General features: G+C 31.0%; 17 protein-coding genes and 1 other RNA gene. 15 read left to right on the forward strand and 3 right to left on the reverse strand.

Annotated elements, in window-relative coordinates; all coding sequences use genetic code 11:
* Positions 1-159 precede the first annotated feature (159 nt).
* The 6 genes from KQI88_RS04125 to KQI88_RS04150 all read left to right on the forward strand — a co-directional run bounded on the left by KQI88_RS04125 (position 160) and on the right by KQI88_RS04150 (position 7,255).
* Complete coding sequence (locus KQI88_RS04125) at positions 160-1,197, forward strand: nucleoid-associated protein (protein WP_216415065.1); 1,038 nt, start codon at positions 160-162, stop codon at positions 1,195-1,197.
* Positions 1,198-1,352: 155 nt separating this feature from the next.
* Complete coding sequence (locus tag KQI88_RS04130) at positions 1,353-3,137, forward strand: ATP-dependent metallopeptidase FtsH/Yme1/Tma family protein (protein WP_330656056.1); 1,785 nt, start codon at positions 1,353-1,355, stop codon at positions 3,135-3,137.
* Positions 3,138-3,250: 113 nt separating this feature from the next.
* Positions 3,251-3,431, forward strand: a non-coding RNA gene (ssrS, locus tag KQI88_RS04135) — 6S RNA.
* 179 nt (positions 3,432-3,610) lie between these two features.
* Complete coding sequence (locus tag KQI88_RS04140) at positions 3,611-4,837, forward strand: molybdopterin molybdotransferase MoeA (protein ID WP_216415066.1); 1,227 nt, start codon at positions 3,611-3,613, stop codon at positions 4,835-4,837.
* Positions 4,838-4,857: 20 nt separating this feature from the next.
* Positions 4,858-6,780 (forward strand): molybdopterin biosynthesis protein, encoded by a 1,923-nt coding sequence (locus KQI88_RS04145; RefSeq protein ID WP_216415067.1) that lies wholly within the window; start codon positions 4,858-4,860, stop codon positions 6,778-6,780.
* Between the two features lie 40 nt (positions 6,781-6,820).
* Complete coding sequence (locus KQI88_RS04150) at positions 6,821-7,255, forward strand: MOSC domain-containing protein (protein ID WP_216415068.1); 435 nt, start codon at positions 6,821-6,823, stop codon at positions 7,253-7,255.
* 93 nt (positions 7,256-7,348) lie between these two features.
* On the opposite strand, the gene spoVB is transcribed toward KQI88_RS04150, so the two are convergent.
* Positions 7,349-8,893, reverse strand: coding sequence for a stage V sporulation protein B (gene spoVB, locus KQI88_RS04155; RefSeq protein ID WP_216415069.1), 1,545 nt, complete (start codon positions 8,891-8,893; stop codon positions 7,349-7,351).
* A 206-nt stretch (positions 8,894-9,099) separates the two neighbouring features.
* Here spoVB and KQI88_RS04160 point away from each other — a divergent pair, with 206 nt between their 5' ends.
* The 3 genes from KQI88_RS04160 (at position 9,100) to KQI88_RS04170 (ending at position 10,609) form a co-directional block, all read left to right on the forward strand.
* Positions 9,100-9,732, forward strand: coding sequence for a GGDEF domain-containing protein (locus KQI88_RS04160; protein ID WP_216415070.1), 633 nt, complete (start codon positions 9,100-9,102; stop codon positions 9,730-9,732).
* A gap of 170 nt (positions 9,733-9,902) precedes the next feature.
* The gene (locus KQI88_RS04165; RefSeq protein ID WP_216415071.1) at positions 9,903-10,145 is read left to right on the forward strand and encodes a hypothetical protein; all 243 of its coding nucleotides are present in this window, start codon (positions 9,903-9,905) and stop codon (positions 10,143-10,145) included.
* 323 nt (positions 10,146-10,468) lie between these two features.
* Positions 10,469-10,609, forward strand: a complete 141-nt coding sequence (locus KQI88_RS04170) for a hypothetical protein (protein WP_212378849.1) — start codon at positions 10,469-10,471, stop codon at positions 10,607-10,609.
* A 102-nt stretch (positions 10,610-10,711) separates the two neighbouring features.
* Here the strand turns inward: KQI88_RS04170 and KQI88_RS04175 are convergent, their stop codons facing one another.
* Positions 10,712-12,784, reverse strand: a complete 2,073-nt coding sequence (locus tag KQI88_RS04175; RefSeq protein WP_216415072.1) for an ABC transporter ATP-binding protein — start codon at positions 12,782-12,784, stop codon at positions 10,712-10,714.
* Positions 12,785-12,803: 19 nt separating this feature from the next.
* Positions 12,804-14,552, reverse strand: a complete 1,749-nt coding sequence (locus KQI88_RS04180) for an ABC transporter ATP-binding protein (RefSeq protein WP_216415073.1) — start codon at positions 14,550-14,552, stop codon at positions 12,804-12,806.
* Between the two features lie 165 nt (positions 14,553-14,717).
* Here KQI88_RS04180 and KQI88_RS04185 point away from each other — a divergent pair, with 165 nt between their 5' ends.
* The 6 genes from KQI88_RS04185 to KQI88_RS04210 all read left to right on the forward strand — a co-directional run bounded on the left by KQI88_RS04185 (position 14,718) and on the right by KQI88_RS04210 (position 20,404).
* A complete protein-coding gene (locus tag KQI88_RS04185; RefSeq protein ID WP_216415074.1) occupies positions 14,718-15,149 on the forward strand; it encodes a 4Fe-4S dicluster domain-containing protein in 432 nt (143 codons plus the stop codon).
* The gene (locus tag KQI88_RS04190) at positions 15,146-16,948 is read left to right on the forward strand and encodes an aldehyde ferredoxin oxidoreductase N-terminal domain-containing protein (RefSeq protein WP_216415075.1); all 1,803 of its coding nucleotides are present in this window, start codon (positions 15,146-15,148) and stop codon (positions 16,946-16,948) included. Before KQI88_RS04185 ends, KQI88_RS04190 begins: the two co-directional genes overlap by 4 nt.
* A gap of 53 nt (positions 16,949-17,001) precedes the next feature.
* Positions 17,002-17,193, forward strand: coding sequence for a hypothetical protein (locus KQI88_RS04195; RefSeq protein WP_216415076.1), 192 nt, complete (start codon positions 17,002-17,004; stop codon positions 17,191-17,193).
* Positions 17,194-17,342: 149 nt separating this feature from the next.
* Positions 17,343-18,842 (forward strand): MocR-like pyridoxine biosynthesis transcription factor PdxR, encoded by a 1,500-nt coding sequence (pdxR, locus tag KQI88_RS04200; RefSeq protein WP_216415077.1) that lies wholly within the window; start codon positions 17,343-17,345, stop codon positions 18,840-18,842.
* A 127-nt stretch (positions 18,843-18,969) separates the two neighbouring features.
* Complete coding sequence (locus KQI88_RS04205; RefSeq protein WP_216415078.1) at positions 18,970-19,857, forward strand: YegS/Rv2252/BmrU family lipid kinase; 888 nt, start codon at positions 18,970-18,972, stop codon at positions 19,855-19,857.
* A 91-nt stretch (positions 19,858-19,948) separates the two neighbouring features.
* On the forward strand, positions 19,949-20,404 hold the full coding sequence (locus tag KQI88_RS04210; RefSeq protein WP_216415079.1) for a MarR family winged helix-turn-helix transcriptional regulator: 456 nt from the start codon (positions 19,949-19,951) through the stop codon (positions 20,402-20,404).
* Positions 20,405-20,421: the final 17 nt, after the last annotated feature.

The raw sequence follows: 20,421 nt of genomic DNA on the forward strand, positions 1-20,421 counted from the left end.
GATACTAGTTTTCTGGTATCTTATTTTATAGTCTAAGAAAGTATAAATCATTAGTGTTTTTTAAGAAGTAGGAGTTTGAAATTTAAAGTACGGCGGTAATCGATGTGATAGCATCAAATAAGTTTTTAAAATGTTAAGTAATTGGAAGGGTGTATATATATGAGAGAGACAAACAGTATTATTCTACATCATGTTATTATACATGTATTAGACAAAACAATGGATGTACCTTTATTTACGGATTACGAACAGGAAATTACAGAGGAGATTCATGAACTTCTAGAAAGGCACATTGTACGTTCTTTAAAGGATGATGATAATAGAATAGCTAAGTTTATAAGTGGTCCTAATATTGTAAGAGATAACTGTGATGCTATGCTATATGGAGAAGAATGTTTTATTGAGAGTTCTAAAACAATCGCTCAGCATTTATTTAATGCAATGAAAAGTCATGGAAATATATCGTCCTGTGATTTAGTTGTATGTATTTATTCTGTAGATAATATAAAATATATTGCCTTGTTAAAAATGGATTATAGAAAGTCATATATACATGATGTTGAGTATATAGGAGATAAGTTTAAGGTATCTATTATTCCGCAAGAAATAGGCCTTCCTGGTGCAGGTCAAAGATTACAAAAATGTGCATTTATTAAGCTATATGAAGCCAACGAAGAATATGACTTAGTAGTACTAGATAAACAACAGTCTGCGGACCAGGATCATGAAGTAGCAAACTTCTTTGTAAAGGATTTTTTAAATAGTAATATATTAGTAGATAGTAAAGATAAAACAAAAATGTTTAAAAATATTACAGAAAAATGGGTAAGAAGTCAATTAAGACAGGACATAGAGCAGGCTACAAAAGTAAGGGAGACTTTGTCTAATAATTTAAAGAAGGAAGAAGAAATAAATATTAGAGGCTTTGTAGAAGATGCTATGGATGGTAACGAGGAAATACAAAATGATTATATAGATCATCTAAATAGTAATGGTTTTCAAATAACTAGCTTTGAGGTTGATAAGCCTTGGGTAGAAAAAAAGCTTAAGAAAAAATCAATTAAAACTGATACAGGATTCGATATTAAAAATGATCGTGATTGTTTTGACGATAATTTAAAGTTTCATGTTAAAAGAAATGGTGACGGGACTGTTGATATTATAATAAAAAATGTAACATTCTTTGTAGAGAAGTAAGGGATGTTTGTACTTTCGAATTTCAGGTATAAGACTTAGATTTTTGATATGATATTTTTATAACTTTACATCTCATTAATATTATGTTAATATATTATGTAAACCGCCCTCTTACATATTAAATTTTAAATTTAAAAATCAAAGGGGGTTTTTGTGTGCAAAAATTAAAAATGAATAAAAATAGAATTGTAATTATTTTAATATCTGTAGTGTTTTTATTGCTGACTATCACTTTTATATTTAGTATGAAGTTTAAAAAACCAGTGCTTCAAATTTCCTATATAGAATTTATGGAAAAGGTTGATAATAAGCAGATTAAATCTGTATCTATATCGGACTCTGCCCAGTTAAAGGGTGAGTTTAAGGATGGGGAACAATTTATAACAGATAATCCTAGGATAGATGGATTTAAAGAGAGCATGTTAGTTAAAAATATAGAAGTTAAAGAATCAAGCGATCAGTATTCACCTGGACAACTAGCTTTAGCTATTGTAGCTATTGGTGCTTTTGCTGGAGTGGCAATTTATTTATCGAAAAATAATTCACAGCAAGTTTCTAAAGAATATGACAAAATGTCGAATATAGAGATTTCAACTGAAAAAGATTCGAATATAAGATTTAGTAATATTGCAGGTAACGAGGAAGCAAAAGAGAATATTATGGAGCTTGTTGACTTTATAAAAAACCCACAGAAGTATGAAAGATATGGAGCTAGAATGCCAAAGGGTATAATTTTATATGGTCCTCCAGGAACAGGCAAAACTCTAATGGCTAAGGCTTTAGCAAGTGAAGCGGGAGTAGATTTTTTAGCGGTGTCAGGCTCTGATTTTGTGCAAATATATGCAGGACTAGGGGCTGGTAGAATTAGATCATTATTTAAAAAGGCTAAGGAAAAAGGTAAATGTGTTATATTTATAGATGAAATAGATGCTATTGGTAAGAAAAGAGACCGTGGTGGACTAGGTGGGAGCGACGAATCTGATAGAACTTTAAATGCACTTTTAACTGAAATGTCAGGTTTTAAGGGTAGTGAAGGTATTGTAGTTATAGCAGCTACCAATAGATTAGACACATTAGATGAAGCTCTTTTAAGGCCAGGAAGATTTGATAGGCAGATTGAAATTGGTCTGCCAGATTTAAATGCTAGGCATGAAATTTTAAAACTTTACAGTAAGGATAGACCAATTGCAGTTAGTCTTAGTTTAAGGGGTATAGCGGAGCAAACGGTGTATTTTAGTGGCGCGAAGTTGGAAAATCTTATGAATGAAGCTGCTATTAACGCAGCTAGAGAAAATGCAGAAGCTATTACTGCTCTTCATATAGACAAAGCTTTTTATACTGTAATTGCTGGAGATGAGAAAAAAGATAGAAGTAATATTAGAAATATAGATAGAAGAATTACTGCCTATCATGAGGCCGGTCATGCAGTTGTCACTAAGCTACTCTGTCCCGAAAATAAGGTTACAAAGGTAACTATTATTCCTAGTACAAAAGGAGCAGGGGGATTTAGTATGAACATTCCTCCTGATAAAATGTATAATACAAAAAAAGAAATGATAAATAATATTAAAATTGCATTAGCAGGTAGAATTGTAGAAGAACTAATATTTGGTGCTGATAATGTTACTACTGGTGCAAGTAATGATATACAGAAAGCAACGGAAATATTAGTAGCCATGATTAAGCAGTTTGGTATGAGTGAAGAAATTGGTATGATTAATTATGATATATTATTTGGACATCAAGGCTCGGCGGATAGGAAACTAGCTGAAATTACTAGAAATGAGATGCAAAGACTTTATGATGAAACAAAACTGCTTATTGAAAATAATAGAGAGTTAGTTTATTCAATAGCTGAAAATCTTTTAGATAAAGAGACACTAAATGAAGAAGAAATTGATAAATGCATTGAAAATATGTGGCAAAAAGCTTTAAACTAGAGTAATTCCGTAATATCTGCTGAATTTACAGGCTTAATGAGCTTTAAAGGCAAAAATTTCATTTTATAAAAACATGATTTTAGTATATAATAATTATATAAACAAGTGATAAACGAGTTCTGAGGTGTTCGTAAGGCTTAGTAAAATTCAACCTACAATAGACATCCGGGAGATTATATTTTTATTTGGACGAAAAGCCGCCCTAGAGTGGACTTCGAAATAATAAAATATTTCACCCACCTTACAGTGAGGAGAGGGTGTGAATTTTGCAGCTAACGGCATCTTGGATGAACTTTTAACCCCCTATTATTGGGGGTTATTTTATTATGTAAGAAAATATAAATTACAAGTGTAACGGGAGTCAATGGGATAAACATTAGATGACTTTTATTTTGTTAAAATTAGCAGGGAATTATTTGTTATTATCGAAGTACATAATTAAATAGGAATTCACTTTTCAAAGGAGTGCTAACATGGAACTATTAAATACAGTTACTGTAGAAGAGGCAAAAAATAAAATAAGAGAAGCCTTTGGTGGTTTTTCATTAAAGCAAGAAAATATAAGTATATTAGATGCCGTTGGTAGGTATTTAGCTAAAGATATTATTGTTCCAATAGATGTTCCTGGGTTTGATCGTTCTACGGTAGATGGGTATGCAGTTATATCTAAAGATACATTTGGTGCTAGTGAAAGTGTCCCTGGGTTTTTAAAGTACAAAGATCAAATAGAAATGGGTAAAAAAGCAGATGTAACTGTGCGGACTGGGAACTGCTATTATGTACCAACAGGCGGAATGCTGCCTGAAGGATGTGATAGTGTAGTTATGATTGAATATACAGAGGTTTTGGGAAATGATATATGTATCCAAAGACCAGTTGCTCCTGGAGAAAATGTTTTAAAAAAAGGTGAAGATCTTAAACGAGGGGATATTATCTTTAAAAAAGGCCATAAACTACGACCGCAAGATATAGGCATGTTAGCTGGAATAGGAACTATTAATATAGATGTTTATGAAAAGCTTAGAGTAAGCATAATTTCTACTGGTGATGAATTAGTTTCACCTACAGAAGATTTAAAATTGGGACAAATAAAAGATATGAATACATATAGTTTATCTGCAGCTTCTATTGAAGATGGTTGTAATGTAATAGAGAGGACTATTGTTAAGGATCATAGAGACTTATTGAAAAATAAGATTGAAGAATGTGTTAAAAATAGTCATATTGTTTTAATCTCAGGTGGAAGTTCTATGGGAAATAAGGACTTTACAAAGGATGTAATTAATGATATTGGCTCTCCTGGAGTATTTATTCATGGAGTATCAGTTAAACCAGGCAAGCCTACTATAGTCGGGAAAATAGGTACTACAGCTTTATTTGGGTTGCCTGGACAACCTGTTTCTGCCCTTGTTATATATAAAATTTTTGTAAGTTTTTTAATTAATAATATTTACTATAATGAAGAAGTAATTAACCAGTATATAGAAGGAGAGATTTCGGTTAACATTCCTTCTGCTCCAGGCAGGGAGCATTATGTAATGGTTAATATAAGAGAAGAAATAGATAAGACAGTTATTGAACCGGTTTATGGGAAATCAGGAATGCTTTCTATGATGGCAAAGGCAAGAGGATATGTTAAAATTAAGACAAATCAAGAAGGACTTATAAAGGGAGAAAAAGTTAGAGTGTTCTTATTTTAATAGTAAAAGGAGATAATATCATGACGAAAAAGGACAGAAATATATATCTAACAAATATTCCGTTAGAAGAAGCTCAGAAACAGTATTTTTCAGAAATTAATTCATTGAATAGTTGCATAAATACAGAAATTATACCTGTTGTTGAAAGTTTAAATAGAGTTACAACTAAACCAGTTTTCGCAAAGAAATCCTCTCCAAATTATAATGCTGCTGCTATGGATGGTATTGCTGTAATTTCGAATGCTACTTTTGAAGCAACAGAAAGTAATCCAGTTTATCTAAAACTAGAGGAAAATTTTATTTATATTAATACAGGTGGATATATAAGAGATCCATATAATGCTGTAATTATGATTGAGGATGTTGTAGAAGTGGATGAAAATACTGTAGAGATTCGTCAGCCGGCAACACCTTGGCAACATGTTAGACCTATAGGGGAAGATATAGTTGAAAGTGAACTTATTATAAGTGCAAATCATAATATACGATCTATGGACATAGGAGCATTGCTAGCAGGTCAAATTATTAATTTAGAGGTTTATAAACTGCCTAGGGTTGGAATTATTCCTACTGGTTCAGAAATTGTACAAGTGGAGGAAGAGCTATCTATAGGTAAAATTATAGATACTAATTCTAGTATGTTTGCTGCTATGGTAATGGAGTACAATGGTATACCTAAAAAATATGAAGTTGTTCCAGACGAATACGACCTTATTAAAAGCAAAATAATCGAGGCTACAAATGAAAATGATATTGTAGTCATTAATGCGGGATCTTCTGCTGGCTCTAAGGACTATACAGTAAATGTCCTTAGAGAAATTGGAGATGTACTTATACATGGAGTTGCAACTAAACCGGGAAAACCAGCTATTTTAGCAATTGTAAATGGTAAACCTGTAATAGGCATTCCAGGTTATCCTGTATCTGCATATTTTGTGTTCGAATTTTTTGTAAAACCACTTTTATTTCAATATAATAGACAGATGTTAGATGAACATAAAAAGGTAAATAGTATATTATCACGCCGAATTGTATCGTCACTAAAACATGAAGAATTTATTAGGTTAAAGCTAGGTGTTGTGAATGATAAAGTAATAGCTACTCCATTAGATAGAGGAGCAGGAGTTACTATGTCTTTAGTAAAAGCAGATGGAATACTTGTAGTACCCCAAAGGGTAGAGGGATATGAAGCGGGTATAGAGGTAGAAGTTCAACTGCTGAAATCTATTAGTGAAATAAATAACACTATTGTTTCTATTGGTAGTCATGATTTAGTAATGGATATATTGTCAAATGAGCTACACTTAAATCGATCAAATGTGTTTTTATCATCTGCACATGTAGGAAGCTTAGGTGGTATAATGGCTATGAAAAAAGGAGAGTGTCATATATCTCCTATACATCTTATGGATGAAGAAACTGGAGATTATAATAACTCCTATATTAAAAAGTACCTAAATAGTTCAGATTATGCTATAATTAAGTTTGTAAAACGGAGTCAAGGACTAATGGTTAAAAAAGGTAATCCTTTAAATATTCAATATGTCAAAGATTTAACTAGATCAGATATTCAATTTGTTAATAGACAAAGAGGAGCAGGCACTAGAATTTTACTGGACTATTATTTGGATAAAAATGAGATAACAGCCTCTGATATTAGAGGTTATGATCGTGAATTTAATACACACATGGCTGTAGCAGCAGCAGTAGCAGGTAAGTCTGCAGATTGTGGAATGGGAGTCTTGTCTGCGGCGAAGGCTATGGGACTAGATTTTATTCCTATAGCTTGGGAGGATTATGATCTATGTATTTCCAAGGAAATGTTGGAAGACAAAAAAATTACTTCACTAATAAGTGTAATGAAGAGTGAAGAGTTTATTAGTAAAATTGCAAAATTAGATGGATATAGTACAGATAATATTGGAGATATCGTATATATCTAGATTTAATTTAATATGATATTCATTTTAAGGGGGAGTAAATTTGGCAAAGGTTGTTGCAGTTAATATTAGTAGAAGAAAAGGAATACCAAAGGATCAAATTGAAGAGGGAGTTTTTATTGAAGACTTTGGCTTGGAAGGAGACGCTCATGCAGCAAATTGGCATAGACAGGTTAGTTTACTAGCTCAGGAAAGTATAGATAAAGCAATAGCAATGGGAGCAGATGGATTAGAACCTGGTAAGTTTGCTGAAAACATAACTACTGAAGGTATCGTTCTATACGAACTACCTGTAGGTACTCAATTAAAAATAGGTGAAACTATTCAAGAAGTAACACAAATAGGTAAAGAATGTCATCAAAAATGTGCTATTTTTTATACTGTAGGAGAGTGTGTAATGCCTAAAGAAGGTATTTTTACTAAAGTAATTAAAGGTGGTATAGTTAAACCTGGTGATGATATTGAAATAATTAAATAGTATACTTGTAAAAGAAATTAAAGGGTAGGCTATTGAACTGAACCCAAAAAGTTAGATTTTTTGTCTAACAATTGGGGTGCACTTCATATCGGCCTATCCTTTAATTTCTTTTATAATCGATTTAATATTTAGGGTTTTAGTTATAGATAATAAAAGCAAGTACAATATGCCCCCTAATAATGCTGAAACCATAGTGCTTAGGAAATTACTAGTTGTAACTAGATAAGATGCTTTATAAATATATAACATTGATAAAGCTGTTAGACTGGATAATATTGTTGGTTTAATTAACAATTGCAATATAGAAAGTCTAATTTTAATAGCCCGTTTTAACGTAATAAAATTTAAGGCAAAAATAACGAAAGCCGAAAGTATATATCCGATAAAGAAACCATTTATACCATATTTCGGATTAGAAATTAAAAAATATGTACAATAGAGCTGAATTACCATGCCTAGTAAATAGTTAATTGTAGTAATTATTTGTTTTCCCATTCCATGTAAAATACCAGATAAAGTGTGCTGCATACATAAAAATATGGTTGAATAGCTTATTATAGATAAATAGCTTCCTACGTCTTCTTGGTTGTAAATTAGTTGTGCTAGATGGTTTCCGAATGCAGTATATATAATAGTTATTGGAATAGCTACTAACAATGTTATTTTTATTGCTAAATTACATTGCTCACTAACATCATCCATATTATTGATTGCCATTTGTTCTGATATATTTGGAATAATATTAATTGCTAAGGCAGACGTGACGGTAAAGGGTAGAAACAATAGTGGCATTGCCATTCCGGTTATTTTACCAAAGATTTGAATTGCCTCAGAGCTTGTATATCCTGCAATAATTAATCTCTGTGGTATTAGAATTGAACTTGCTGTTTGTATTAATGATGAAACTAACCTACCTATAGTAATAGGTATTGATATATATAGTATGCTACTAGCTACTTTCAATGAAGACACCGTATAGATTTTTATAAGATGCCTTCTAGGATTTAACTTTCTTAGATTAAACTTAAATATCAAGTATATTAGCCCGAAAAATTCTCCGAGTGAAACTCCAATAATCCCTATGGTAGCAGCTAGAACAGGATTGGATGGCTTTTTATATACTAAGTAGGATAGTACAAATATTATACGAAATAATTGTTCTATAATTTGTGCATTAGCAGGAGGTTTCATATCTTTTAATCCATAAAAAAAACCTCTTATTATACTAGCAAAAGTTATTAAGCTTATGGCAGGGATTGTAAATAAAATTGGATAGAATATTGCCTCATTTTTTAATACTTTAGTAACAATAAAGTCCATATTAAGCGACACCAATATGGATAAAACTAAAGATAAGGTTCCGCCAATAAAAAGAGATATAGTTAGTATTTTATAAACGCCTTCTCTATTATTTAAAGAGTTTTCCTTAGCTACAAGTTTAGATACTGCTGATGGAATGCCTGCAGATGTTGTTGTAATAAGTAACATTAAAAAAGGAAACACCATCTGATATAGACCTATAGCCTCTGGTCCTATCAATCTTGAGAGTATTATTTTATATACAAACCCAAGGGATCTAACTAGAAAATTAACTATAACTAATAAAATTGTTCCGTAAATAAAAGAAGATTTTTTCAATCAATTACCTCCTTGCGTAAAGCTTTATTTAACTATATTCATACATATTCTATAGCAACAAGCTTTATTACTGGAAAGCTATTGTACGGAGTGATTATAGGCATTAGAGTTTGATAAATTAGAAAAAAGTTCTTTTAAAAGTGAATAGCACATATATATGGGTACATATATATCTAAAGAAAAAATATAAAAGGGGTGAGGTATTTATGCTTCAAAGTATAGAAGGAATTATGACAAAGGCAGAACTTTTATCTGTAGTTGAGAATAAAATATCTAGTTTAAATGAGACTTTTACATTGGCTTCGATAGATATAGATAATTTTAACACTGTTAATAGCTATTATGGAGAATATATAGGGGATCAAGTGTTGAAAAAAATGGCATCTATTTTAAAACAAAACTTAAAGAGTGATGATTTAGTATGTAGATCAAATAAAGATGAATTTAGTGTTATATTCTCTAATACACTTTCTGAAACTGGATTTATTATGATTGAAGAGATAAGAAAATATTTAGAAGCAAATACATTCGCTCTAGGAGATAAAGAAAAGAAAAAGGAAATTAATATACGTATTAGTGTAGGTATAGCTAATTATCCTAGAAATGCTAAAAATTCTGTAGATCTTTTTAGAGCTGCTGATAGTGCGCTTTTTAGGGCGAAAAAGGAAGGAAAAAACCGAGTTTATATGGCAGAAAGTGAAAGTATGGTATTAAAGTCCAGCTATTATACAAAGACACAACTTGAAAGGTTAGCAGAATTGTCTCAGAAAACAGATAAGACAGAAGCGTTTTTACTTAGGGAAGCCTTGGATGATATTTTTGAAAAGTATAGTAAATAGGTTAGGTCTACAAACAGGCTACTAAAAATAGCTTGTTTATTTTTTTTGAAAAAACATACAATATATGTGAGTATCCTTAAAGCTTAGAGTATGTCCTATTTATTTTATAAAACTAGCATATAAGGATAAAATACCTGGTATTAAAAAGCCAGTAGGTAGGAGGTATTTTTATGGAATGGGTTTGTCCTATTTGTAATGGAATGGCAAGTTACATAGTAAAATGTTCTGATTGTGGTAATCAAATGGATGCAAGAGGTGCAATAGAAGATTACTTTGATGATTACAGCCCATATTTAGATAAAAGTATAACTCAAAGGATTGATGGTGTAGAAGGTCATCGGTGCGTACATCTTTTTTACTGTCCAAACTGTAATGATGATAAAAGAATACCTGTTAATCAAATTTGGATGTGAACAATATGTTTTAAAATTATCAGTCATTAGATAAAATTCTTGCAATAAATTTGATTTTTGCAAGAAAAAATGCAATAAATATTTAAGAAATTGCAAAATTAAATCTTTATTTAGAAATATATAGTTCCTTCTTTATGATTAGTTAATTGATGAATCTTCTAAAATAGAGGATTCTATGTATTGTAATTATAATATTATTATCTTTAAGCAATATATATAATTATAAAATGAAATAAAAATAATAATTATTTCAATTGACAAACAAATGATAATAATTTATAATAATATTACAAATAAAACTTATCTAAGGAAGGGGTTAAAATATGAAAGAGGATAAGAAACAAGAAAAAGGACTAAAAGAATCTAGGAATTGTGGAGTATATACTTGCATACACTGTGTTGTTAACACCTGTACCTTAGATGAATGTGAAATGTATGAAAATAGATTTTTGCAAGAAGGTTAAATAATAGTTCATATTAGTTAAAAATAAGACCCTATCTTTAAAGATAGGGTCTTATATATTTCTGCTGTTTTTATTAAATTTTTACCTAATTTGAATGATATACTACATACTTTCTTTATACTGTAGCTGATAAAGCTTATAATAAATTCCTTCCTTTTCTAACAGTTCCTGATGATTTCCAACTTCCCGCAGACGCCCTTTATGAAGAACCATAATTTTATTACAGTTTTGAATGGTCGATAGTCTATGAGCAATAGCTATTGAAGTTCTACCCTTGATTAGCTTTACAACTGCATCTTGAATTAACTCCTCTGTTTCCGTATCTATATTAGAAGTGGCTTCATCTAAAACCAATATTGAAGGATCTGTTGCCAATGCCCTAGCAAATGCAAGTAGTTGTCTTTGTCCAGAAGAAAGTGTAGAACCCCTTTCCATTACAGGTTCTTCATATTTTTTAGGAAGCTTTTCTATAAAGTGATGGGAATTAACATACTGAGCAATTTCCTGTACCTTTGTATCGGAAATATCATAATTATTTAAAACTATATTATCTTTTATAGTACCGGTAAACATAAATACATCCTGAAGCACTATCCCTATATTTTTTCTTAAGGTAGATAGAGAGATATCTTTAATATTAACACCATCAATTAGTATCTCGCCTTTTTGAATATCATAAAATCTACTAATTAAGTTGATAATTGAGGATTTACCTGCTCCAGTGGCTCCTACAAAGGCTACGGATTCTCCAAAGTTTATTTTAAAACTAATGTCCTTTAAAACCCAGTCTTCGTTGTTATATGCAAACCAAACATTTTTAAATTCAATGGTTCCTTGTAAATTATCAATATTCTTAGGTTTTGCTGGCGTAATAATATCTGGATCTTTATCGAGTAGTGCAAAAATTCTCTCTGATGATGCCATTGCAGATTGAAGAATATTATATTTTTCTGTTAAGTCATTTATTGGTTGGAAAAACTGTTTTAAGTAGTCGATAAAGGCAATTAAAACACCAAACTGTATAGATTGGCTAATTACTTGACCACTACCATACCAAATAATAATGGCAATACCTAAGGATCTGACTATCTCCATAGATGGACGGAAGATGGAGAAAATAAGAATTTCCTTTTTATTAGCCTCTAAATATTCCTTATTAATACTATCGAACTGTTCTGCCTGCTGTTTTTCCCTCTTGAAAATATGTACAGTTTTCATCCCAGTAAAATTTTCATTTAATGTAGCATTAATTTTTGCTAGTTTTACCCTCACTTCTCTATAAGCTTTGCGAATTTTTATTCTAAATATAGTTGTTGCTATTAATATTATAGGAACAACCGTAAGGGATAGTAGAGCTAATCTAATATTCATTCCTATCATTATAATAATAATTCCTAGTATTAAAAATAAATCCTTAAACAAGTTGACCAAAACTGCACTATACATCTCTTGCAATGTTTCTGTATCGTTGGTTACTCTAGTAACTAAACGGCCTACTGGATTTTTATCAAAAAAGCTTAAGGACATTCCTTCTAAATGAGTAAATAATTCTTCTCTAATATTAAATATAATCTTATTGCTTGTATAATTTAGCAAATACACTTGAACATAGTTTAGTATAAATCCAGCAATAATTATAGCAAAATAGAATAGGCCTAGTTTACGTATGGATGAAACGTCATTTTCCCTAAATAGTTTAACTTCATTCCTTGTTAATTTACGCGCATTAAAGCTTCCAACCTTAGTTTTTATAGTAAACTGTCCATCCTTTTCTACAATAGTAAAATCATTTTTCTGTAAATTAAAATAACCATCAACTAAAAAGGTATCTTTATTGTGTCTAACTAATTGTACATTTTTATAGGAGCTTTCGATAATATTCTCCTTGTCTTTATTTAGTGTAATATAATATTTGTCTTCAAAAAAGATAACATTATTATTACCTTCTGGGGGAATATCATAAACTGCTATAGGTCTATCGTAAATATTAATATGTTCATCTATAGCTACTTTTATTAAATAAGGTCCTGCAAGATCAATACCTGCAATGACCATAAGAAGCATAATGCATATTAATAACCATGCCCAATAGGGTTTAGCATATGTTAAAAGCCGAGCCATTAGCTTAGAATCATAGGCCTTACCCAATACTTCTTCATTGTGAATGTTACTCATTGTCTACACCCCTAACTATCTACTCGTTATATATTTTTTCCTCAAGTAACTGTTTTTGATAAAATTCATAATACAAACCTTTGCTCTGCAATAGCTGAAGATGGTTGCCTTTTTCAACAATTTTGCCTTCATCTAATACTATGATTTCATTACAATCTTTAATAGTGGATATTCTATGAGCAATAAGTATTGTTGTTTTGTTTTTCATTTCATCTTTAAGACCTTGGAGAATCTTCTCTTCTGTATCCGTATCTACAGCCGATAGAGAGTCATCAAAAATTAATATTTGAGGCTTCTTAATTAGCGCCCTAGCTATGGATGTTCTTTGTTTTTGACCACCTGAAAGCGTCACACCTCTTTCTCCCACAAAGGTTTCGTATCCATTAGTAAAGTCTATAATATTTTCATGAACTTCAGCAATCCTTGCTACATTTTCAACCTCATCCATAGAAAAGTTATCTACACCAAAGGCTATATTTTCTGCAATTGTAGTTGAAAATAAAAAGCTGTCTTGGTCAACGTACCCGATATTATCTCGTAAAAACTTTAGTTTGATTTTGTCTATATTATGATTGTCTAAAGAAATTGTCCCTTCTTCTATATCATAAAGCCTTAAAAGTAGATTAATAATTGTTGTTTTTCCACTACCTGTTTTCCCTATAATGCCTAAGCTACTACCTGATGGTATGTATACAGAAAAGTTTTCTAAGGCATTGTAGTCGCTATTAGGATATTTAAAAGTAACATTATCAAATACAATATCCCCTTTAAAATTATCAAGATCAATTGCATCTGGTGCATCTACTATTTCTGGTTCCACATCCAAAATGTTATTTATTCTTTCCATAGATGCAGCCCCTCTTTGGAGCATATTAATTACCCATCCTATAGCCATCATTGGCCAAACAAGCAAAGATAAATAACTATTGAAGGCAACAAAGTCACCTAGGGATATTTGTCCGTATATTACTAATGTGCTTCCGTAAAAAATAGCGATTAAAAAACTAAGAGATGCCATTAATTGAATAAAAGGATGAAACATTCCAAATAACTTTACTAAAGTCATGTTTTTATTGAATAAAAACCTATTTTTATCACTAAACTTCTTAACTTCGGCTTCTTCTTGAACAAAAGATTTTATTACTCTTATTCCAGCAAAGTTTTCCTGTACAGTATCAGTTAAAGCTGAAAAAGCTTCTTGAACAGATTTAAATCTAGCATTTATTTTCTTACCAAACTTGCCTATGGCATATGCTAAAAATGGCAGAGGTATTAATGCAAAAAAAGTCAAACGTAGATCTGTAGTAGTAGACATCATAGAGATAGCTATTGCAGTCATAAATATTGCATCTGTCATCATTACTACTCCAGGACCCAAAGCCATTCGTATTGCATTTATATCGTTAGTAGCATGAGCCATTAAGTCACCTGTTTTATGTGTATTATAATAGTTGGTAGAAAGAGATTGGAGATGAGTAAATAGCTTATTTCTAAGCTCATATTCTAACCTTCTTGAGACACCAATAATGTACATTCTCCACAAAAATCGAAAAAATGCAATACCGATTCCTATTGCAATAATATAAAGTCCGTAACGTAATAAACCTTCGCGGGTTAAATGACCCGAGGAAACATCATCAGTAAATCTTCGTAGTACTTCTGGTACAAGTAATTGAAGTACGTCTACAATTAAAAGCCAAAGTACTCCTAATATATAGGACCATTTGTTTTTAATCAAAAAATCTTTCAATCGTTTAAAGTGCTTCACTGTTTTCACCTCTCAAGATATTTTGCCACACTAAACGTTTTATTCTATAAAATTCAAAAAATTCCTTTAATATAATGAAATCTTATTCTTAATTATTTTAGTATAACCAAAATACTTTAGGCAACAATAAACAAAGATTGATTTTAGTGTTAATGAGGTGTTTATATGGAAGCAAGAAATAATAGTAAAAAAAATAGAGTTCTGTCAGTTAAAAATCCAGGACAATGCATTGGGTGTTATTCCTGTATGATAGCTTGTGCTACAGGGGTACATAAAAATTTTTCATTGGATAAAAGCGCCATTCTAATAAAAACTAGTGGAGGATACCAAGGCCGTGTAGTAGTTAATAGCTGTAGGGGGTGCCATGATCCAAACTGTGTAAAAATGTGCCCTGAAGATGCACTTAATAAACGAATAGGCGGAGGAGTAGTATTTAAGAAAGATATATGTACAGGATGTGGTAAATGTATTGGTGGATGTGCTATAGGCGCTATTAGATATGATAAGGAAGAAAAAAGACCTATTGTTTGTATTCAATGTGGGCTTTGTACAGAAATGTGTCCTCATAGTGTTATCGAGATGGAGGTATTAATATGAGGAATAGAGCTTTAAACATATTAATAATTAATCTAAGGAGTAGAGAAGTTAAAGTAGATCAGCGTCATGATTTATTTAAATTCATAGGGGGAGTTTCTTTAGCCACCCAACTATTAAAGGAGTATTGTCGATTTCAAGAAGATCCACTAGATGAAAATCAGCCAATTATTTTTACACGAGGACCTTTAAATACCATCTTCCCTGTTGTAACTAAGGTTTGTGCAATGTTTAAATCTCCTCTAACAGGGGAGTTAGGGGAGAGCTATGCTGGAATGAGAATGGCACTATCTATGAGAATGGCGAATATAGATGGGCTTGTTATTATTGGAAAGTCAGAGTTGCCTGCTTATATACATATTAATGGCAATATGGTTAGTATTGCTGATGCTCAGCCGCTATGGGGATTGGATATTGATGAAACCACAAGACTTCTCCATGAAAAAAAAGGAAAAAATGGATTGAGATCAATGGCTGCCATAGGGCCTGGTGGAGAAAATGGGGTAAGTTTTGCATCTGTTACTGTAGATACTTTTAGACATTTTGGCCGTTTGGGTTTAGGATGCTTAATGGGAAGTAAAAATTTAAAAGCAATTGTGATTGAAGGAAATCATCATCAGCCTATATTAGAAGCGAAAGAATATAGGAATGTATATAAAGAAATATTTAAAGAAATAACAGAAACAGATATTATGGAAAAATACCATGGAATAGGTACATCTATTAATGTGAATGCATTAAACGATATGATGGCCTTACCTTCCTATAATTTTCAAAAAAGCTATTTTGAACATGCAGAAAATATTTCTGGAGAGAAGTTTGCTGAAGAAAGATTAGTAAAAAAAGTTGCATGTAGTGGTTGTCCTATCGGATGCATCCACATTGCAGCACTTAGAAAGCAATTTGGTGATCCTTTAGAATATGAGTTTAAAACAATATCTTACGATCATGAACTAATATATGCTCTAGGTTCTATGTTGGGCGTTTCTAACCATGATGGAGTACTGAAACTGATTGAAACTGTAGAACATTTTGGAATTGATGCTATATCTACGGGAGTGCTTTTAGGATGGATAACTGAAGCCTTTGAAAAAGGAATTATTTCTAAGCAGGATACGCTATTAGAGCCTTCTTTTGGACAAGTTGATACCTATATTAATATTCTAGGTCACTTAATTAAGGGATCCAATAGTTTTTATGAATTAGCCAAAAAAGGAACTTATCATGTTGCTAAAAAATATGGTGGAATGGATTTTGCTATGGTATTAGGTAAAACTGAGGTGGCTGGCTACCATACAGGATATGCAAATATTTTAGGACAGGCTGTTGGTGCAAGGCATTCTCACTTAGATAACGCAGGATACTCTATAGATCAGGAGATGGACAGTTTTGATTATGATGAAGTTATTGAAAAGCTAATTGAAGAGGAAATTGATCGTAATTTATTAAATAGTTTAGTTATTTGTCTATTTGCTAGAAAGGTATATAGTTATCCAACTGTTGTTAGAGCATTAGAAAGTATTGGATATAACTGTAAAGAGTCGGATTTGAAAAAATTAGGACGTTTTACATTTGTGGAGAAAATCAAGTTAAAAGAAAAAATGGGGTTCAAATTAGAGGAGTTAGTTTTTCCTAAGAGATTTTTTGAAACCCCAAGTTTAGACGAAATTTTAATAGAAGATAAGTTAGATAGATTATTATTAAAATATATAGATACAATTAAAAATATTAAGACTGAGAATAATGATTTAGATACTATTACATTATTCAATACATGTGAACAAGATAAAAGTATGGTTTAAATACATAATTTAAGTATAAACTAGCAAAATAATAACAGAAGGAGGTGTTATATATGAATTTAACTACAAAGGATATGATTACGAAAAAGCTATTAGATGCACAAGAAATGGTTAGAGATTTTGAAATGCTTTCAAAGCAGACTGAGGACAAGGAAGTGGCATCTTTATTTAAAAACTTTGCTGAAGAAAGTGGTACACAGGCTAGGGAACTACAAAGATTAGCGGATAAATATAGAAGAGACTAAAAGTAGGCACGGGTTACGTGCCTTATTTTATTGTATAGCAAAGTAAAAAATTCTAATTTATGAAAACTTTTAAAGAAGTAGGATACTGGCAATAATAGGAGAAACTGATATAATGTAACTATATAAGACTTGAAGGATGTTGATGATAGATGAAACATTTTGAAAATATTAAGCTTTACAAAGATAAGGGAGAACATTTATATATTCAGCTCTACAAAGCAATAAAGAAGCTTATTATGGAAGAAAGACTTAGTAAGGATGAAAAGTTACCACCTATACGTAAATTAGCGCAAAAATTGGACGTTAACAATGTTACTGTGGTAAATGCTTATCATATTTTAGAACAAGAGGGTTTAGTATATAAGAAAATGGGAAGCGGTACTTATATTTCACCAGATTTTCTGACTTATATCTCTGAGGAAGTAGAAGATCAAAAAATAATTGAGGGCTTAGGGTCTCTTTCTCTTATAGAGCAGGGGCAAATTCAAATTAAAAATAATATGATTAATTTTGCTAGTGCTACTCCTATGGCGGAACTGTTTCCTGTAGATGATTTTAAAGAGGTTTTAAATGAAGTTTTGGATAGAGATAAGGGACATGCCTTTGACTATCAAGAAAGTCAAGGATATTTACCTTTAAGAGAAGCATTGATAAAATATGTAAGAGAATACAATATATTTGCAGATATAAATAGTTTACAAATTATTTCGGGAGCCCAACAGGGTATAGATATTATTGCAAAGGCATTATTAAATTATGGAGATACGGTTATTGTTGAAAATCCTTCATATACTGGGGCAATAGCTTCTTTTAAATCGAGAGGAGCTAAAATTATCGATGTTAATCTTATAGATGATGGTATCGATATTGATGATTTAGAAAGAAAAATACGAATTTTTAGGCCTAGATTTTTATATTTAATGCCTAATTTTCAAAATCCAACGGGAATATCCTATAGTAGAAGTAAAAAAGAGAAAATTATTAATTTATGTAAACAATATAATATGTATATTGTGGAAGACGACTATTTAAGCGATTTAAACTTTTATTCATGGGATAATACTACTTTAAAAAGCTTAGACACTAATAATGATTTGGTTATTTATGTAAAGAGTTTTTCGAAAATATTTATGCCAGGGTTAAGGCTAGGGTTTTTAATAGCTCCATCTATATTTTATGATCATTTACTTTTTGCAAAACATTCCTCTGATATTTCTACATCTGGTCTTCTACAGAGGGCTTTAGAACTTTACTTTACGAGAGGAACTTGGAAAGAGCATATTAAGTATATGGAAAAAAAGTATAAGAGTGGTTTTGATACGATGTTAAGAAGCATTGAAAAGTATATGCCATCACAAGTTGAGTATATACATCCAAAGGGCGGAGTTAACTTTTGGTTTAAGTTACCTATGGAAATTTCTTCAAGGGAATTATATGAGAAGGCTATTAGAAAAAATGTTGCTTTAGCTCCTGGAAACTTATTCTTTATTCATCAAAACGATAACAATCACTTCAGATTAAGCATTGCTTCTGTTAACAATTATGAAATAGAAAAGGGAATAATAATAATAAGTAATATTATCAAAGAACTAATAAACGATATAAATAGAAGTGGATTAAATGAAGAAAAATATAGACCTATTTTATAATATGTGGGAAATTATAAATTGTATTAATATATACTTTCTGTAAAATACATTTCGGCAAAGCCTTCTTTAATTAAAAAAATTTATTAGAAGTCTTTGTTATAAAGATATCCTTGAAAGGGGCACCATTATGAAAAAAGTAAAAATAATCTATAATCCAAACTCAGGAAGGCAAATAGTACAGAAGAATATACCTAACCTAGTTGAATTTTTAAATAAAAATAACTATCATGTAGATATTTTTCCAACAGAGAAGCAGTTAGATGCTATGCATGCGGCTTCTAATGCTTGTAAAGATAAATATAATATAATTATAGCAATAGGAGGAGATGGTACTGTTAATGAGGTTGTAAATGGTATTATGGATAATACCTATAGACCTAAATTGGCAGTTTATCCTGCAGGTACTGTAAATGATTTTGCTAACTATTTAAAAATTCCACGTATGATGGACGAGTTTGCTCAATTAATAATTAGGGGAAATACTATTAAAGTTGATGTTGGATTAGGAGGAGATAGATACTTCTTAAATGTTGCCGCAGCAGGATTACTGACAGATGTAGCTTATAAGGTTTCCTCAGAATCAAAAACTGTTTTGGGTAAGTTCGCATATTATTTAGAGGGTATTAAAGAACTACCAAAACAAATGTTTAAGCCTATAAAAATACGGACGCGCATTGGAGAAGTGGAAGAAGATAGGGAAGTATTATTTTTTCTTCTAGCAAATAGTGCTTCCGTAGGTGGATTTAGATATATTGCTCCAGAGGCCAGCATTAATGATGGTAAATTTGATTTATTAATTGTTGAAAAAAGTGAATTTATTGATGTTGCAAGTATTTTTGTTAAAGTTTTAATAGGTAACCATACTAATCATCCTAATTTGGAGTATATACAGGTAGATGGATTAAGTGTCGAATGTGATGAAGATATATATGTTGATTTGGACGGAGAGCAGGGTGGAAAGCTTCCTATGAATTTTGAAATAAAAAAAGAAGCCATTGAATTATTTATTCCATAAACAAAAAAATATTATAATTAATTTGAATTTGTTAAAAAAAGTTTATAAATATGATAAAATAAGTGTAATATTTTCAATCAGGAGGTAGGATATGCAAGAAATTAGGTATGATGATAACATTACAGAAATAGAGAAAGAACTAAGGTACCTGTGCACAATTATTAAGCAAAAGGGTCGGGAAATTTTAACGGATTTTTCTATTACACCTCCACAATTTGAGGCTTTACAATATTTGATAAATAATGAAGACATAACTATAGGAGAATTAAGTAGCAAAATGTTTTTAGCATGTAGTACAATAACGGATCTAGTGGATAGAATGGAAAAAAATCAATTGGTAAAGAGAGTACGTGATGAAAAAGACAGAAGAGTAGTGAGAGTTCAAGTATTAGAAAAGGGACATGAACTTATTAATGAAGTTCTACATGCTAGAAGAAACTACTTAGCTGACGTTCTTAAAGAAGTAAGCGAACAGCAGCGAGGGTTTATATTAGAAGGTATATCTAAGGTTTATGAGAAGACGGTAGAAGATGTTAATAAAAGATAGAAAATTATCGGGGAAGT

The organism is Alkaliphilus flagellatus, assembly GCF_018919215.1.
GTDB lineage: Bacteria > Bacillota > Clostridia > Peptostreptococcales > Natronincolaceae > Alkaliphilus_B > Alkaliphilus_B flagellatus.

Bases quoted from the DNA above. Each gene is read 5' to 3' on its own strand.
- KQI88_RS04125 (WP_216415065.1), top strand. From the start codon at position 160: ATGAGAGAGACAAACAGTATTATTCTACATCATGTTATTATACATGTA.
- KQI88_RS04140 (WP_216415066.1), top strand. From the start codon at position 3,611: ATGGAACTATTAAATACAGTTACTGTAGAAGAGGCAAAAAATAAAATA.
- KQI88_RS04145 (WP_216415067.1), top strand. From the start codon at position 4,858: ATGACGAAAAAGGACAGAAATATATATCTAACAAATATTCCGTTAGAA.
- KQI88_RS04160 (WP_216415070.1), top strand. From the start codon at position 9,100: ATGCTTCAAAGTATAGAAGGAATTATGACAAAGGCAGAACTTTTATCT.
- KQI88_RS04165 (WP_216415071.1), top strand. From the start codon at position 9,903: ATGGAATGGGTTTGTCCTATTTGTAATGGAATGGCAAGTTACATAGTA.
- KQI88_RS04170 (WP_212378849.1), top strand. From the start codon at position 10,469: ATGAAAGAGGATAAGAAACAAGAAAAAGGACTAAAAGAATCTAGGAAT.
- KQI88_RS04175 (WP_216415072.1), bottom strand. From the start codon at position 12,784: ATGAGTAACATTCACAATGAAGAAGTATTGGGTAAGGCCTATGATTCT.
- KQI88_RS04185 (WP_216415074.1), top strand. From the start codon at position 14,718: ATGGAAGCAAGAAATAATAGTAAAAAAAATAGAGTTCTGTCAGTTAAA.
- KQI88_RS04190 (WP_216415075.1), top strand. From the start codon at position 15,146: ATGAGGAATAGAGCTTTAAACATATTAATAATTAATCTAAGGAGTAGA.
- KQI88_RS04195 (WP_216415076.1), top strand. From the start codon at position 17,002: ATGAATTTAACTACAAAGGATATGATTACGAAAAAGCTATTAGATGCA.
- pdxR (WP_216415077.1), top strand. From the start codon at position 17,343: ATGAAACATTTTGAAAATATTAAGCTTTACAAAGATAAGGGAGAACAT.
- KQI88_RS04205 (WP_216415078.1), top strand. From the start codon at position 18,970: ATGAAAAAAGTAAAAATAATCTATAATCCAAACTCAGGAAGGCAAATA.
- KQI88_RS04210 (WP_216415079.1), top strand. From the start codon at position 19,949: ATGCAAGAAATTAGGTATGATGATAACATTACAGAAATAGAGAAAGAA.